This is a genomic window from Piscinibacter sp. PDB1-1, assembly GCF_056675995.1.
Genome location: NZ_JBWVZJ010000003.1, coordinates 628,763 through 643,894, shown reverse-complemented (window position 1 = coordinate 643,894; position 15,132 = coordinate 628,763). Strand labels below are relative to the sequence as shown.

The 15,132-nt window shown below is 62.4% G+C and carries 10 protein-coding genes; 9 read left to right on the top strand and 1 reads right to left on the bottom strand.

Features of this window, described 5'->3' with window-relative positions; all coding sequences use genetic code 11:
* The first annotated feature begins 15 nt into the window (after positions 1 to 15).
* The 9 genes from AC1KAR_RS18845 to AC1KAR_RS18805 all read left to right on the top strand — a co-directional run bounded on the left by AC1KAR_RS18845 (position 16) and on the right by AC1KAR_RS18805 (position 14,461).
* Positions 16 to 534, top strand: a complete 519-nt coding sequence (locus AC1KAR_RS18845) for an Hcp family type VI secretion system effector (protein ID WP_480320515.1) — start codon at positions 16 to 18, stop codon at positions 532 to 534.
* A 118-nt stretch (positions 535 to 652) separates the two neighbouring features.
* On the top strand, positions 653 to 1,126 hold the full coding sequence (gene tssE / locus AC1KAR_RS18840; RefSeq protein ID WP_480320513.1) for a type VI secretion system baseplate subunit TssE: 474 nt from the start codon (positions 653 to 655) through the stop codon (positions 1,124 to 1,126).
* Between the two features lie 35 nt (positions 1,127 to 1,161).
* Positions 1,162 to 3,048 carry a type VI secretion system baseplate subunit TssF gene (tssF, locus tag AC1KAR_RS18835; RefSeq protein ID WP_480320511.1) on the top strand — a complete coding sequence of 629 codons (1,887 nt, stop codon included), beginning with the start codon at positions 1,162 to 1,164 and terminating at the stop codon, positions 3,046 to 3,048.
* Positions 3,012 to 4,097 carry a type VI secretion system baseplate subunit TssG gene (gene tssG / locus AC1KAR_RS18830; RefSeq protein WP_480320509.1) on the top strand — a complete coding sequence of 362 codons (1,086 nt, stop codon included), beginning with the start codon at positions 3,012 to 3,014 and terminating at the stop codon, positions 4,095 to 4,097. The genes tssF and tssG overlap by 37 nt, the downstream gene beginning before the upstream one ends.
* A 46-nt stretch (positions 4,098 to 4,143) precedes the next feature.
* On the top strand, positions 4,144 to 6,840 hold the full coding sequence (gene tssH, locus AC1KAR_RS18825) for a type VI secretion system ATPase TssH (RefSeq protein ID WP_480320507.1): 2,697 nt from the start codon (positions 4,144 to 4,146) through the stop codon (positions 6,838 to 6,840).
* A gap of 141 nt (positions 6,841 to 6,981) precedes the next feature.
* Positions 6,982 to 9,888: a type VI secretion system Vgr family protein gene (locus AC1KAR_RS18820; protein ID WP_480320505.1), complete on the top strand. Its 2,907-nt coding sequence runs from the start codon at positions 6,982 to 6,984 to the stop codon at positions 9,886 to 9,888.
* A 33-nt stretch (positions 9,889 to 9,921) separates the two neighbouring features.
* Positions 9,922 to 10,926 carry a DUF4123 domain-containing protein gene (locus AC1KAR_RS18815; protein ID WP_480320503.1) on the top strand — a complete coding sequence of 335 codons (1,005 nt, stop codon included), beginning with the start codon at positions 9,922 to 9,924 and terminating at the stop codon, positions 10,924 to 10,926.
* Positions 10,927 to 10,942: 16 nt separating this feature from the next.
* Positions 10,943 to 13,711 (top strand): T6SS effector BTH_I2691 family protein, encoded by a 2,769-nt coding sequence (locus AC1KAR_RS18810; RefSeq protein WP_480320501.1) that lies wholly within the window; start codon positions 10,943 to 10,945, stop codon positions 13,709 to 13,711.
* A gap of 15 nt (positions 13,712 to 13,726) precedes the next feature.
* Positions 13,727 to 14,461: a putative type VI secretion system effector gene (locus tag AC1KAR_RS18805; protein WP_480320499.1), complete on the top strand. Its 735-nt coding sequence runs from the start codon at positions 13,727 to 13,729 to the stop codon at positions 14,459 to 14,461.
* A 22-nt stretch (positions 14,462 to 14,483) separates the two neighbouring features.
* Here AC1KAR_RS18805 and AC1KAR_RS18800 read toward each other — a convergent pair whose 3' ends face one another.
* Positions 14,484 to 15,125: a protein phosphatase CheZ gene (locus AC1KAR_RS18800; protein WP_480320497.1), complete on the bottom strand. Its 642-nt coding sequence runs from the start codon at positions 15,123 to 15,125 to the stop codon at positions 14,484 to 14,486.
* Between the last annotated feature and the right edge of the window lie 7 nt (positions 15,126 to 15,132).

Below are 15,132 nucleotides of genomic sequence, written 5' to 3'. Positions count from 1 at the left end.
TAAGGAGAGGAAAACATGAAAGACATCTACGTTGACTTCAAGGCCGGAACCATCAAAGGCGACAGCCGCGACAAGACCCATCCGGGCACCGTTGAAGTCAGTTCGTTCAACCATCTGATTCGCCAGCCGAAGTCGGCCACGGCTTCGACCGCAGGCGGCCACACCTCGGAGCGTGTCGAGCACGGCGAGCTGGTGTTCACCAAAGACATCGACTACGCAACCCCGGCCCTGCTGGTGGCTTGCTCTTCGGGTTCGGTCATCAAGGAAGTGGAAGTGCACTTCTACCGCGCCTTTGGTTCTAACACCGCTTCTGGTGCTCAGAACCGCAAGAAGTACTGGCACCTCAAGCTGAAGAACGTGATTGTTTCTTCCGTGTCGAACTCGGTGAGCTCTGAAGGCCTGCCTGGCGAGACCTTCAGCCTGAAGTACTCCGCGATTGCATGGAGCTACGACGAAATCAAGATCGACGGCAGCCAAGGTCAGAAGATGACCAAGGAATGGAACCTCGAGAACAACACGGCCATTTACGCCTGATTCTCAAGAGTTCTATGGGGGGCGAGCCCAGCGCTCGCCCTTTTTGTTGGTGGCTCTATGGATGCCTCTGGTGCTGTGATTTCTTGAGGCGGCAAATCTCCAAGGCCGAAATTCTCTGATGCTCCGATTCTCACCTTCATTGTTCGAGCGTCTCCTCGACGACCATGTGGAAGTCGAGGCTGACCCGATGTCGCGTGGCCTGAGTCTGGAGCAGATGAAGGCGAGCGTTGCACGCGACGTCGAGTCCTTGCTGAACAGCCGGATCGGGCTTCTCGAGGAGGTGACGCAGGGATTCCCGCAGGCCCGCTCATCAGTGATGACCTATGGCTTGCGTGACTTCGCTGGCGCCAGCTTCGATAGCACCACAGATCAGAATCAGATCTGCGAGGCAATACGTCTTTCGATCGAGCGGCACGAGCCTCGGCTGCGCAATGTTGCAGTTGCATTGCATGACGATGAGCAGCGGCAGCTCCTCAATTTTTCTGTAAGCGCCATGCTGGTCATTGACCCGGCTGTCGAGCCCGTGAGTTTCGATGCATTTCTGCAGCCGACGACGCACAAATATGCGGTCTCGCTGTCAGGCCGTCGCTGAGGCGACCCAGGTTCATCACAGGAGAAGTTGTAGCCATGGATGAATTGCTGCCGCACTATGAAAGGGAGCTCGCCTTCCTGCGTGAGGATGCCAAGGAGTTCGCTCAGCGCTATCCGAAGGTGGCAAGGCGGCTGCAGCTTACAAGCGGCATGGCCGAGGATCCACATGTCGAGCGACTGATCGAGTCCTTTGCGCTGCTCGCCGCGCGGGTACACAAGCGCCTCGATGACGACTTTCCTCTGGTGACCGAGTCGCTGCTGGAGGTGTTGTACCCCCACTACCTTCGCCCGTTTCCGTCCTGCTCCATAGCTCAGTTCGACCTCGGAACAGCCGCGGGGCAAATGAGTGGTCCAAGCCGTGTCGAGCGCGGCACGCAGCTCACCACGCGGTCGGTGAGAGGTGTGGCATGCAAGTTCCGTACAGCGTTCCCGTTGAAACTGTCACCGGTGCGGATCAGTGGCGTCCAGTACCGCCACTCGGTAGCAGCGCCGGAGGGTACGCGCCTGCCAACGACCGCCAGCGCGGTGCTATCGGTGCAGCTGGAGTTGACGTCACCGCAGGCGAACTGGGCCAGCATCGGCCCCTACTTGCGCGTCTACCTCGATGCGGAGCAGTCGCAGGTCAGCATTCTTCGCGATGTGTTGTGTCATCGCGTCGTTGGCTTGATGGTGCAGACCTCTCCGCATGGCCCGTGGTCGGGGCCGCACAACCAGCGGGCGCAGCTTGTTGGCTTCGCCGACGATGAAGCGCTCATTGACTACGACGAGCGATCTCATCCTGCGTACCGCCTGCTGACCGAGTACTTCGCCTTCCCGGAGAAGTTCAACTTTGTCGACCTGCCGCTGCCCGCAGCCGCGATGCCCGCCGCGCGCGAATCGCATGCCGCCACATCGGGTGTTTCGAAGGTCACGCTGCATCTGATGTTGGCGGGGCTGCGATCGGATTCGGATCAGGCGCGCCTTCTCGAAACCGTGTCAGCCCGGAATTTCGTGCTCGGGTGCACGCCGGTGGTGAATCTGTTCGAGCAGAACGCTGAGCCCATCCGTGTAAGCCACGCCGCCACTCAGTATCCAGTGGTCGTCGACGCGAGGCGCGCATTCGGCTACGAGGTGTATTCAATCGACAAGGTCTTTCGCGTCAAGCAGACGGCGACTGGTGAATCGATTGACGAGTTCAGGCCATTCTTCTCACTCTGCCACGAAGATCTTCTGCAGGTTGATGAAGCAGGGGGTTCCGAGCCGCCGGGCCGTTACTGGCACGCCCAACGCAACGAGGCACTTGCGGACACAAGCCCCGGGTACGAAGTCCAACTGTCGATCGTCGATGCGGATTTCGACCCGGCCACTCCCCAGACCGATACGTTGTCACTTCACGTCACAGCGACCAATCGCCAGTTGCCGTCGCTCTTGAGCCACGGTGTTGCTGGTGGCGACTTGTTCCTGGAAGGCGGGGGTGTAGCTCGCGAAATCCGCCTGCTGCGCAAGCCGACTGTCAGCCGGGCATTCGAGCGCGGCAATGGCACTCTGTGGCGCCTTGTCTCGCATCTGTCTTTGAATCACCTGTCACTGAGTGGGCGTGGCGTTGATGCGCTGAAGGAGATGCTTCGCCTCTACGATCTGCCGCGCGATCCCGCCAACCGACAACAGGTGGATGGCATCGTGTCAGCGCAGTTCGTGCCCGCCACGGCGTGGCTGGACGGCCAGCCATTTGCCACCTTCGTTCGTGGTACCGAGATCATCCTCACCGTGGAGGAGGGCAACTACGTTGGCACGGGGCTGAGTCTGTTCGTTTCCTTGCTCGACAGATTCTTCGGCCTCTACGTTCACATCAATAGCTTCACCCAACTCACCGTCGTGTCGGCCAGTTCCCAACAGACCTTGTTCAAATGCTCTCCCCGCAACGGCGCCACGGCCCTGATCTGATCTCGCAGATCTTCGAGGACCCGCACCGCTTCGAGTTCTTTCAAGCGGTTCGGTTGCTTGAGCAATGGCTCACGAATGAAGGCGCGACCAAGGGCGATCGGCTCCCGAAGGCCGTGCGCTTTCGCAACTCGATGTCGCTGTCGTTTCCTGCGAGTGAGATCGAACTTCTGAAGGTTCAGTACCCCGATGAGCGGGAATCGTCGGTTGATGACACTAGGCGGCCCGAACGGATTGACATCACACCCGCGTTCATGGGTTTGCTGGGGGTCGCCGGTACCCTGCCGAGCGTCTACACGGAGCAGATCTCGCACCGCGAGATCTACCAGCGAGACACGGCAGCACGTGCCTTCCTCGATCTGTTCAGCCATCGCGCGGTGGCGCTCTTCTATAGCGCGTGGAAGAAGAGCCGCCTTCAGCTGCAATACGAATCGAGTCGCGACAATCGCTTCGCGCCGATGGCCATGGCATTGGCTGGCCTCGGATACAAGTCACTGTCACAGCGCCTGCGGCCGAGAGACGGTGGCGTACATGACGAGGCCCTGGCTTTCTTTGCCGGCACCTTGCAACAGCGCACGCTATCGGCCAGCCAGCTCAAGAATTTGCTCGAACGCTATCTGCGCGTTCCGGTCAGCGTGGAGCAGTTTCGTGGGCGCTGGTATTCATTGCCAGGGTCGGCTCGCACGACGCTTGGTCTGGGCAATGGTGTCCTGGGGCGCAACGCATTGATGGGCGAGCGTCTCTGGCAGCGCGATCTGTGCGTGCGGGTTGTCCTCGGTCCGCTCGACGCCGAACACTTCCGCCGGTTTCTGCCCGGTGGGGCCGGTGCCACGGCGTTGACCGAGCTATTGCGCTTGGTTTCTGGCGTCAGCCTGGAGTACGAAATCTCGCTGCGGTTGCGCGCCGAGGCCGTGCAGGGCAGCCGCATCGACTCCACCCGCTCAAACCTGGCCGGTCGGCTCGGTTGGGACTCGTACCTCCAGACTAGGCCGGCTCAGAGCGACCGCTGCGATGTGCGCTACGACGTGCGTCACGAGCTCCAGGCCGCCTAGCAAGCTGTTCGTTCATAACAAATCGCTGTCATCACTGTCTAGTCACATGTCCAACAATCTCAAGACGCTCATCTCGAAGCTCAACGACACGACCCGCCGCGCGGCGGAGCGCGCAGCCAGCCTGTGCATGGCGCGTGGCAACTACGAAGTCGATATCGAGCACCTGTTTCTCGCCTTGCTTGAGAGCCCGCAGGGCGATCTGGCGCTGCTGTGCAAGAAGTTCGGCATTTCGGTCACTGAACTGCAGCGCGATCTGGAGACCGAGATCGGTCGATTCAAGACTGGCAACTCGCGCACGCCGGTGTTCTCGCAGCATCTGCCCGCGCTGCTTGAGCACGCTTGGTTGATAGCATCGTTGGAGTCTCACACCGTACGCATCCGCAGCGCGCACCTCTTGCTCGCTCTGCTGACCGAACCCAGTCTGAGTCAGTTGGCCTACCGTGGATCAAAGCTGTTCGTGAAGTTCAAGTTGGATGACTTGAAGCACAAGTTGGGCGAGTTCACAGCGGGTTCGCAAGAGGCAGTGGAAACGCTTCGCGGCCCTGACGCGCCAGCGGCGGAGACCGACGAAGAGCAGGCCGAACAACTTGCCGCACCGGGCAAGACGCCAGCGCTTGACCAGTTCACCACCAAGCTCACCCAGCGTGCGCGTGACGGGAAGGTCGACCCGGTGATCGGCCGAGACCCCGAGATCCGCCAGTGCATCGACATCCTGATGCGTCGCCGCCAGAACAACCCCATCCTCACTGGCGAAGCGGGGGTGGGCAAGACCGCCGTGGTCGAAGGCCTGGCCTTGCGGATCGCCCAAGGCGACGTGCCGCCCCCTTTGCAGGGCGTTGAGCTGCACACACTCGACATGGGTTTGCTGCAGGCCGGCGCCTCGGTCAAGGGCGAGTTCGAGAACCGCTTGAAGAACGTGATCGACGAGGTGAAGAAGAGCCCGCACCCGATCATCCTTTTCATCGACGAAGCCCACACCATGATCGGCGCAGGCGGGCAGGCGGGCCAGAACGACGCAGCCAATCTTCTCAAGCCCGCACTGGCCCGGGGTGAGCTTCGCACTATCGCCGCCACCACGTGGGGTGAGTACAAGAAGTACTTCGAGAAGGATGCGGCGCTGGCGCGGCGCTTCCAGGTGGTCAAGGTCGAAGAGCCGAGCGAGCCATTGGCCGCCGCCATGCTGCGGGGCATGTCGCCCCTGATGGAGAAGCACTTCAACGTGCGGCTGTTCGACGAAGCCATCACCGAGGCGGTTCGCCTTTCGGCGCGCTACATCAGCGGTCGTCAATTGCCTGACAAGGCGATCAGCGTGCTGGACACGGCATGTGCCAAGGTGGCTCTGGGCCAAAGCGCCACCCCGTCGGCGATCGAAGATACGCAACGCCAGATCGAGCGGCTGGCCGCCGAGCGCACAGCGCTCGAGCGCGAAGCGTCGGCAGGTGCGGACCATCGAGTGCGCCTCGCCGAACTCGATGAGCAGCGCCAGCAGCTCGGCGACACCTTCGGTGCTCTCAAAACCCGTTGGGAGCAGGAGAAGGCGCTCGTCCAAGAGATTCGATCGATGCGCGAAGGGCTTGAAGCCGCTCCTGCCATTGATGCGCCCGGTAAGCCGATGCCTGCCAAGGTGGGCAAGGGCAAGGTCTCTGCCACGCCGGAGCAGGCGGCACTGCAGTCGAAGCTCGCTGAACTGGCTGCCCTGCAAGGCGAAAGCCCGATGGTGCCGATGCAGGTCGATGGCACGGTCGTTGCGGAGATCGTGGCGGCCTGGACGGGCATCCCGCTCGGCAAGATGGTCAAGGACGAGATCAAGACCGTATTGGGTCTGCTGCCCACGCTGCGCGAACGCATCATCGGCCAGGACCATGCGCTGGCCGCCGTCGCACAGCGCGTGCGTACCGCACGGGCGAATCTCGAAGACCCGAACAAGCCGAAGGGCGTGTTCATGTTCGTGGGTCCGTCTGGTGTCGGCAAGACCGAAACGGCCTTGGCGCTGGCGGACGTGCTTTACGGCGGCGAGCACAACATCATCACCATCAACATGAGCGAGTACCAGGAGGCGCACTCGGTGAGTGGCCTGAAAGGGTCACCACCCGGTTACGTGGGCTATGGCGAGGGCGGTGTGCTGACCGAAGCCGTGCGCCGCAGGCCGTACAGCGTCGTGCTGCTCGACGAAGTCGAGAAGGCCCACCCTGATGTGCTGGAGATGTTCTTCCAGGTGTTCGACAAAGGTGTGATGGACGACGCCGAAGGGCGCGAGATCGACTTCCGCAACACCTTGATCATCCTCACCAGCAACGTCGGCTCGCAGGCAATCATGCAGGCGTGCCTGAACAAGCCTGCGGCCGAACTGCCTGACGCAGACGGCCTGGCCGAGCAACTCCGGCCTCAGCTCTACAAGACGTTCAAGCCCGCGTTCCTCGGGCGCATGAAGGTCGTGCCGTATTACCCGATCTCCGATGACGCGCTCGAGCAGATCATCCGCCTCAAGCTCGGCCGGATTGCCGCCCGTGTTGCGACGAACCACAAGGCACAGTTCGACTTCGACGAAGGCCTGGTCGATGCGGTGTTCGCTCGCTGCACCGAGGTCGATACGGGAGCCCGTGCTGTCGACCACATCCTCAACGGAACCCTGCTGCCCGAGGTCGCCGAAAGCGTGTTGGCACGCATGGCAGAAGGCCAGGCCATCAGCCGCGTCAAGGTGGGTGCCGGCAAGGACGGCAAGTTCAAGTACAGCGTCAAGTGAACTGTCGCCTGGCTGCCACCAAGGTTTCACCTGTTACCCCTGGGTGTCGTCCCTCTGAGGGATTGAGGCATGGTGCGCGTTTGGCCATGATCTGTATCCGGCTTCATGCGCCCGTGAACTTGCTCCCGCAACTTGCCTGACATGCCCGAATCGTCTGCAGCTCAATCACTCGCCCAGGCTGTATTGGCGGCGCTCGGCCCGAACCAGAACCAGCGACTGCTGCGTCTTGAGACTCCGCTCGGCCCGAACGTCCTGCTGGCTGAACGCCTGCGCGGTATCGAGGCCATCGGGCCGCAATCACCCGGGCACCCATCGGCCGCGGGCTACAAGTTCGAGCTTCTGGCCTTGAGCACGAATGCTCACCTCAAGCTGAAGGATCTGCTCGGCCAGCCGGTACGAATCGACATGCTCACGCAGAAAAGTCGAAACGTGATGCGGCCGTTTCACGGGCACATCACGGCCTTCTCGCTCCTCGGGAGTGACGGTGGGCTTGCACGCTACAAGCTAACGATCGAACCGTGGCTGAGCTTTCTCTCTCACCGGCAAGACGCCTGGGTCTTCCAGGATCAGACGGTCATGGAGATCCTCGACGAGGTCTTCGCCGACTACCAGGGCCAGGGTGGGCTTGTGCCCGCATGGCGGTGGGAGATTGCTGATACGAGCGTTTATGCCCGCCGCAGCCTGTGCATCCAGTATCACGAGAGTGACCTGGCATTCGTGCAGCGGCTCATGGCCGAAGAAGGCCTCTTCTGCTGGTTTGAGCACGAGGCTGACGGGGGTGAGACGCTCGGGTCTCACACCCTGGTGATTGCCGACCACAACGGCGCATTCAAGCCCAGCCTCCAACCGCTGGTGCGCTACACGCAAAGTGGCGCAGCCAGCTTCAAGGAAGACAGCATCACCCGACTCGACCGCGCGCGCAGCGTGAGGCCGAGCGTGCTCTCTGCTGCCAGCTGGGACTACCGTTCTGTGTCGCAGCCGGGGTCCGAATCGCTGGGGGACGCCGGCATCGCCGCCCAATCGCTCAACCTTGCGCTACATCCCCAGCCCGGCGCCTACGCCTACGAAACAGGCGCGCAGGCCGAGCGCCGGGTGCAGCGGCAAATCCAGGCGCTGCAAGCCAGCGGCTACCGCAGTCATGGCGAGGGTGCGATTCGCCAGGCAGCTTGCGGTACCACCTTCTCGCTGGCCGAACACCCGAGCGTGTCCGCAAGCGAGCAATGGGTTCTGCTTTGCGTGCAGCACCGTGCCCGCAACAACATCACGGCTGATCTTGCGACCAGCCTGCGTTCTTTGCTAGGCCCAGTACCACAGTCCTTCGGCGATACGACCTCTGACGATGCGCCTGAGCGCGCCGAACGGCCAAGCCTTTTCCGCGGGCCGGCCAATGTGACGACCGAGCCGCTTTACCAGGCTCGCTTCTTGGCGCAAAGCGCTCAGCAACCGGTGCGTGCCGCGCCTTCTGTGAGCGAGCAAGGTGAACTCACCTTCGCCCGGCCCGCGGTGGCCGGCACCCAGACCGCCATCGTCGTGGGGCTGGGCGAGCCTGTGCACACCGATCGCGACAACCGGGTCAAGATCCAATTCCACTGGCAGCGCGGTGGGCAGAGTGCTCACCGGCTGAGTCACCCAGCCGGCAGCAATGCCCCCGCCAGCGACAGCAGCGGAACCTGGGTTCGCGTGGCTCAGCCTTGGGCGGGTGCGAACTGGGGGGCCACCTTCACACCGCGCCTCGGCCAAGAGGTGCTCGTCAGCTTCGTCGAAGACGACATTGACCGCCCTGTCGTCATCGGTGGTACCTACAACGGCCAAGGCCAGAACGACGCGCAGGGCAATCAAGTCGGGGCGGGCGCGGCCTCGGCCACGGGCAACGCCGGCGCCTGGTTCCCCGGCAATCAGAAAGCAGGAGAACTTCAAGGCCATCAGCATGGGCCGGTTCTTGCTGGCTTCAAGAGCCAGAGCCTCGATGCCAGCCAGAGCGGCACGGGTGGACACAATCAGCTCGTGTTCGACGACAGCCCCGGCGAAGCGAGAACAGTGGTCGCCAGCACCACTGCATCGAGCTGGCTGCAGATAGGGCACCTTCTGCAGCAGAACGACAACCAGCGCCTTGCCAAGCGCGGCCACGGGCTAGACCTCAGAACCACAGCCTATGGTGCAGTACGCGCGGGCAGCGGCCTCTACCTGAGCGCGTACACCCGCAACCAGGGCAGCGGCGCGTCTGGCCAGCCAGCGGAGGCACGTGCCGCCGTCACGCAGCTTGAAGAATCTGCAGAGGTCATGCAGACCCTGAGCGACACAGCTCAGAAGCACAACGCCAAGTTGACCGGCGAACCGCAGCCCAAAGATCTGCTGGTGAGCAAGGGCCAACAGGCCGGCATCGAAAGCCTCCAAGGCAGTGACCAACGAGGTGACACGTCGCACGAGACCTCATCCGAAATCTCATCCATTCAGGGCGGTGCGGGAAGCGTTAGTGCCTGGTCTCGGCCCGAGCTTCTAGTCAGCGCGCCTGGTGGGGTCGCGTCGGCTACGCCAGCACACACGGCGCTGAGTGCTGGGGCTACCGCAAGCTTGATAGCCGGGCAAGACATCAACCTCGAAAGTCAGCGGAACACCGCCTTCGCAGTGAAGTCTGGCATCAGCGTCTTCACCTACGGAAAAAGTCAGAACGCGAGCAAGCCGAATGCGGAGACCGGTATGCAACTGCATGCAGCCAGCGGCGGGGTGAGCGTGCAGGCTCAAGCAAATACGCTAGGCCTGACGGCGGATAGGGCGGTGAACGTTGCCAGCGTGACGGCGGCGATCACGTTGGGGGCGCCCAAGCATGTGTTGCTGACGGCAGGAGGGGCGAGCTTGCGCATCACCAATGGCGCCATCACGTTCACGACCTCAGGCCTTTCGGAGTTCAAGGCGGCGATGAAGGAGTTGACAGGGGCAGAAACGGGGAGCGCAGCGTTGAGTTTGCCTAGGGCGCCGGAATTCAAAGGGTGCGCTCAGCAATTGCAGACTGCGATGTCGAATCAGGGCGCAGTGGTGCGTCTTGACTGACGGGGCCGTGTGGCTGGATTAGGCCTGGGCGCCATGAGCAGCTTTCTTGATGGTCGCGGCGAGAGGGTCTCTTCGCAAGTCGCATCGATCAGTGATGCACTGCATCGAGCGCTCGAGGCTTCGGGGGAGACGCGTTGCTGCGTCATGTTCGACCAAGCGATGGGGAGTCCGGCTGAGGCTGCATCGACGACCGAATGGGCGGGCCTTGATGCGAATTGGGCGCGTGTTCAGATTTCACATCCACAGATGGATCCGAGTAGATGGCCACTGTGGCTGCCCCTCGACTTAGCGGTGCCCCAAGACAGCCACGTTGCTCAGGCCTCCATCGGCGCATCGCTTATGGAGTTGCAGGTCGAGGCGTTGAGGCAGGGGGGCGGTCGACGCGTTGGCGGTTGGATCGTGCTGGACTCAGGTGCCTCGGCTCATCAAGCGGCCGCATCGTTCGGACGGTCAATGCTGCAACGACCGCCAAAGGGGGGCACCTTGCTGCTGCGTCTGAGCGATCCGGCCGTGGTCTGGGTGCTCTGGTCCTTGCTCGATCCTCAGCAGAAAGCGCAGCTTCTGGGGCCGATCCGCTGCTGGTGGCTGCTCGATCCTCTTGGAGGGCTTTGCGAGTTGAAAGCAGAGGCGAACGCTTCGGGGCCTTTGGTCCTGAAGCCCGAACAGTGGGATGACGTGACCCTTATTCAACCGTTGAATCAGGCGCTGCGCGAATGGTTGGGCCAAGCCTCGGAAGCGCCCGACGCATTCCGCCGCGTGCTTGAAGTTGCGCGTGACGTCGCCATGCAGGCGCTGCGTCGAGCGGTGGCATACGGTCTGTCCGATGCAGCTGATCTGTCGGCCTTTGCGACGCATGCTATTACCCATCACCCGCGTTTCGACGATCACCCTCGGTTACAGGAGAAGCTTCGGCACCGATTGGCCGACGATGGGCACTACACCAGCATCATCGAATCACTGACCGACGCTGACTGGAAGAACATTGATGCCGATCTGCGCGGCACGTCGCTTGCGCAGCGTCGCCTGCCGGCGCTATAGAAAAGAGGAATAGACGATGGCCACGTTGTGCGACAACTGCCAGGCAGCCGGTTTGCCCATCTTGCCGGTGCGCTACGTTCCGGTGCCCAATGCCGTCAAGCTCGACTTGCCTGCCTGGGCCAGTGGTGCTCGCGTGAAGGATGTGTCGCTCGGCGCGGACCATCACTACGCGCTGCGGACACTGCGTAGCGGCTTTATCTACCTCTTCTATTCGAAGAACGCGCGCGGCTCGAACCTGTGGGAGTGCTACAGCGTGACGCCGGATGGCTGTCTGGTGAAGCAAACGAGTCCGAGCGCAGCACAGGTCATGACGGCCAGCATCCAGTGCAGCCGTCAAGGCCACAGCAACGTGCGCTTGCATCACCTCGTGATCGAGAAGCCCGAGAAATGCGGTCCGACCTGGATCGCTTTCAGCGAACACAAATGGAGCGATGAGACGCTTCGAGAGTACACGAGCAACATACCGCTGCGCGATGCGCGCATGCAGACCATCCGCCCGGAGGCCATGGCCACTGGCGCGAAGCATAGCCATGGCGCGATCGCTACCGAGGCAGTGCTCAACGAGGTGATCGAGTACTCGCCCGCGTTCGGTACCGACCAGTTGCCCCACAACGCATCGCCGGGCGCCTTCAGCAAGCCGGACGGTGGCTTCGACGCCGCGCGCTTGCTGCGCCAGAGTACCTCCTACGCGTGGCATCAGCGGCAAGGCCAGGCGGCCGAGGCCGTGAGGCTCATGAAGGAGCGTGCCAAAAGGCCAAACGGCACCGAGAACACTTCGCACGTCCTTGCCCTGTGGGATGCCATCGGCACAGTCCACGAACTGAATGGCTTCCGCAACGACCCAGCCGGCCGGGTTGTGGCCTACGGTACCGAGCGCGAACTCGAGATCACAGCCTTCAACGCCATCGAGGGCGTCAAGAAGGCCTTGGAAGAGCGAGCAGGAGGGCGGCAGCAGAAGGCACAGGACGAACGACAAGGTCACGCCGCCAATTGGTTCGATCCCAATAGTTTGGCCGAGCGCCGTGCTCGTGCCATGAAGCTTGCTGAGCCTCAGCGTAGCCAGGAGCTACAGGTCTGCGCCATCACCGAGGACTGGGCGCGCCGTCAAGTGCCCAATACCGGCTACCTCGGCAGGTTGAACCACTACAACACGCTGCCTGAGCCCAAGCGCAGCCAGGCGATCGCGGGGCTGCAGGGTGAAGTCAACGACTTCCTTGCCCGCCGCGCGAAGAACTACAACTCCAACATCAACGAGGCTGTCGCCGACGCGTGGCCGAAGTACGAAGACAGGCTCGACCGACCCAGCTTGAACGACTTCAAGACGCAGTGGAGCCGGCTGACCGAGCAGGCGGATGCGCTCATCGACAAGCGCACCGAAGTGCTGATTGATTGGCTGGAAGCACCGCTCTTCATCGATACGCTGGAAGACTTCCATCCGACCAATTTAGGTGACGGCGTACTTTTCCACGACCTTGTCGAAGGTGGCATATTCGGCATCGGATCGAGCAAGTCAGGCGCCAAGAAGATTGCTGAATGGGTGACGCAGGCCAAGGCCAGTATCAAGCCAAACCTTCTCTGGCGTGCGGTCGCACTCAACCAGAAGGAAGGCATTGCCGAGGTTGATGCCGCCCTGAAGTTTGCGGCGGGTCAAACTCAGACGCTCAGCGAGGCTGCGTGGGGCAACGTCGGCGCCCAGGTCAAATGGAACAAGCTCGAGGACCTTTACAAGAAGTCCATCTCTCTGCACAACGCCAATCGCAAGGCGGGGGTCACGCCAGTTAACACGCTGGCGGTCGACCGCTTGCTCATCACGGTGGGCGACGCCATCCTCAAGCCGTTCGCCAAGACCGTTGACACGGTCAATGAGAAGGTGATCCAGCAACTGCTGCTGCTGCGGGCAGGAGTCAGCGAGAAGGCAGCGACTGCGCTGGTGTTGGCCCAGGCCAAGTGGGAAGGCGTGAGCCGCGAGCGCTTGATCCAGCGGGTTAACACGACCAAGACCTTCGTCACCGCTCAGGTGTCGGCCGAGCGCGCCGAGGTGATGAAGCGCTGGGAGGCCATGAAGGCCACGGCCGACGTTCCCGATGCCAAGGGTTTCAGTGCGATCAAGGAGATCCGTCTAGGCTTGGTAGTGGCCGTACTCGAGATGGTGAATCTCTGGAAGATCAGTTCCAAGGTGAGCAACGACCCGAAGATCAAATGGCAGTTGCGCGCAGCCGCCATGGCCACCAGCGCGGCCTGTCTCGACGTGGTCGCCTCTGGCATCAAAGGCCTGCACAGTGCGAAGGACCTGGCCGTCTCGTTTCAGCTCCTGAAAGTGGCGGGTGGTTTCCTGAGCGGGGGGGCATCCTTCATCGGGGGCACGCTCGACTTTGGCGACGCACTCAAGGAGAGCGCTGGTGGACAGTACGGCATGGCGGTGCTTTACTTCACGCGTTCGGCAACCCAGTTCGTCGGCGGGATCGCAACGATCTTCGTCGCGCTCTCGTATGCCGCACCGCTGCTACAGAAGGCGGCGGAACGCTATGCCGGCCGCGCCGTCGTCCAGGGGGCAAGCCGCGCGGCTGCGTGGGCGTTTGCCGCGCGGGCGGGGTTGATGCTGGCGGGTGTCTGGTTCAGTGTGGCGACATTGGCCATCTCCCTGGCGATCTGGTACTTCTCCGATGATGCGTTGCAGGACTGGTGCGAGGAGTGTGCGTTTGGCAAGAAGCCGCAGCCCAAGCGTTTCGGCTCCGGTCAAGCCCAGATGAGCAGCCTCGAAAAGGCGCTACTCGAAGTCATTTGATGTGAGGGTTATGCTGTGTTGCCAGAGCCTGTGGTAGTGGTCCGTGGTGTGGTGTCAGGACTTCGTGTGTCGTCATCCGAGGAATCGTTTGTGATGAATGATTCCGACCGGACGATGGGCGGTGCGGCTGCGGTGGGGTTGGCGGCAGCTGGGCTGGCCGGTGCGGCCACTGGTGCGGCGTTGAGCGTCAGCGATACAGCCGAGCGCGTCGAGTCCTTCATCTGCCAGGTGGATGGGCGCAGCGTGGCGGGTCGGTTTGGCAAGGTGAGCTTCGTCGATGGCGACGGGATCGAGGTGTTGGCGAGTGCGAGTTCTGGTGGCGGGCTTTGGGCCTATGCCGTCACCCGCCCGAGCGACCGCACGATCTGGATGCATCCGCACTGCGGCCGCGGTTCTGCGAGCTACCGAAACTACTGCATCGGCGCCATAGCCCGAGTGGCTCTCGGGGTGCCGGCCGTCCTCGTGGGCGCATTCGCTGCATACGCATGGGCTGAGGGTTTCGTGTTGCCGACAGCACTCTTCGTAGTGATGTTCGTTGTCGTGGCGGCGATTCTCACCGCGGGACTGGCGTTTGTCGCCACTCGCTTCGTGCGGTTCGCGCGCCTGTCGGATGCCATTTTCGCGGGTCTGGGCTTCGAGCAGCCCCGCGAAGTCGATCTGCATCGGCGCTTGCGCGAGGCGAATCCACCCACAGGGGCGAAGGACCGCGCGAACTACCACCCGTTTGCACGATGGGTCTACAGATACTGATGGGGGCGGACCCCCACCCTCGTCAAAACCCCAAACTCGCCAGCAAGTCATCCACCTCAGTCTGATTCGCCACCACATCCGTGCGCCCTTCCGGGTTCACGACAGGGCCGTTCAGCGAAGATGTGCTGTGCTCGATCACCTTCTGCGCTTCAGGCGGTGCGGCTTGCACGAGCAGTTTGACGAGGCTGTCTTCCAGGTCGGCTGCGAGTGAGACGACCTTGGCGACCACCTGACCAGTGAGGTCGTGGAAGTCCTGCGCCATCATGATGTCGGTCAGGTGCTGGTCGATGCGGGCGGTGGCGTCTTCGACGTCGCTCACGAAGTTCATCACCGAGCCCGAGGCCACGGCCTTCACCGGGTCGGAGACGATGGCGGCAGCGATGCGGCGGGTTTCGGCGGCGATGGCGTTGTGCTCCACCTTGGCCTGGTCGACCGAGTTCAGCACCTTGTTGGCGGCGTTGCCCGTTTTCTCGGCGATGTAGTTCAGGCGGCTGCGCGCGTCGGGCAGGTTGTTCGCGGCCACTTGCAGCTTGGGCATCACGCCCAGTTGGTGCAGGGTGTCGTGCAGCTGGCGGGTGATGAGGCCGAGCTGCTGGAACACCTCGGCCGAGGCGCCACTGGTACCGGGTGCCGGGGCGAGCACGGCCATGTCGTCCATCTTCATGGGTGTC

Excerpts from the sequence above, each read along its gene's own strand:
- AC1KAR_RS18845 (WP_480320515.1), top strand. The coding sequence starts at position 16 with ATGAAAGACATCTACGTTGACTTCAAGGCCGGAACCATCAAAGGCGAC.
- tssE (WP_480320513.1), top strand. The coding sequence starts at position 653 with ATGCTCCGATTCTCACCTTCATTGTTCGAGCGTCTCCTCGACGACCAT.
- tssF (WP_480320511.1), top strand. The coding sequence starts at position 1,162 with ATGGATGAATTGCTGCCGCACTATGAAAGGGAGCTCGCCTTCCTGCGT.
- tssG (WP_480320509.1), top strand. The coding sequence starts at position 3,012 with ATGCTCTCCCCGCAACGGCGCCACGGCCCTGATCTGATCTCGCAGATC.
- tssH (WP_480320507.1), top strand. The coding sequence starts at position 4,144 with ATGTCCAACAATCTCAAGACGCTCATCTCGAAGCTCAACGACACGACC.
- AC1KAR_RS18820 (WP_480320505.1), top strand. The coding sequence starts at position 6,982 with ATGCCCGAATCGTCTGCAGCTCAATCACTCGCCCAGGCTGTATTGGCG.
- AC1KAR_RS18815 (WP_480320503.1), top strand. The coding sequence starts at position 9,922 with ATGAGCAGCTTTCTTGATGGTCGCGGCGAGAGGGTCTCTTCGCAAGTC.
- AC1KAR_RS18810 (WP_480320501.1), top strand. The coding sequence starts at position 10,943 with ATGGCCACGTTGTGCGACAACTGCCAGGCAGCCGGTTTGCCCATCTTG.
- AC1KAR_RS18800 (WP_480320497.1), bottom strand. The coding sequence starts at position 15,125 with ATGAAGATGGACGACATGGCCGTGCTCGCCCCGGCACCCGGTACCAGT.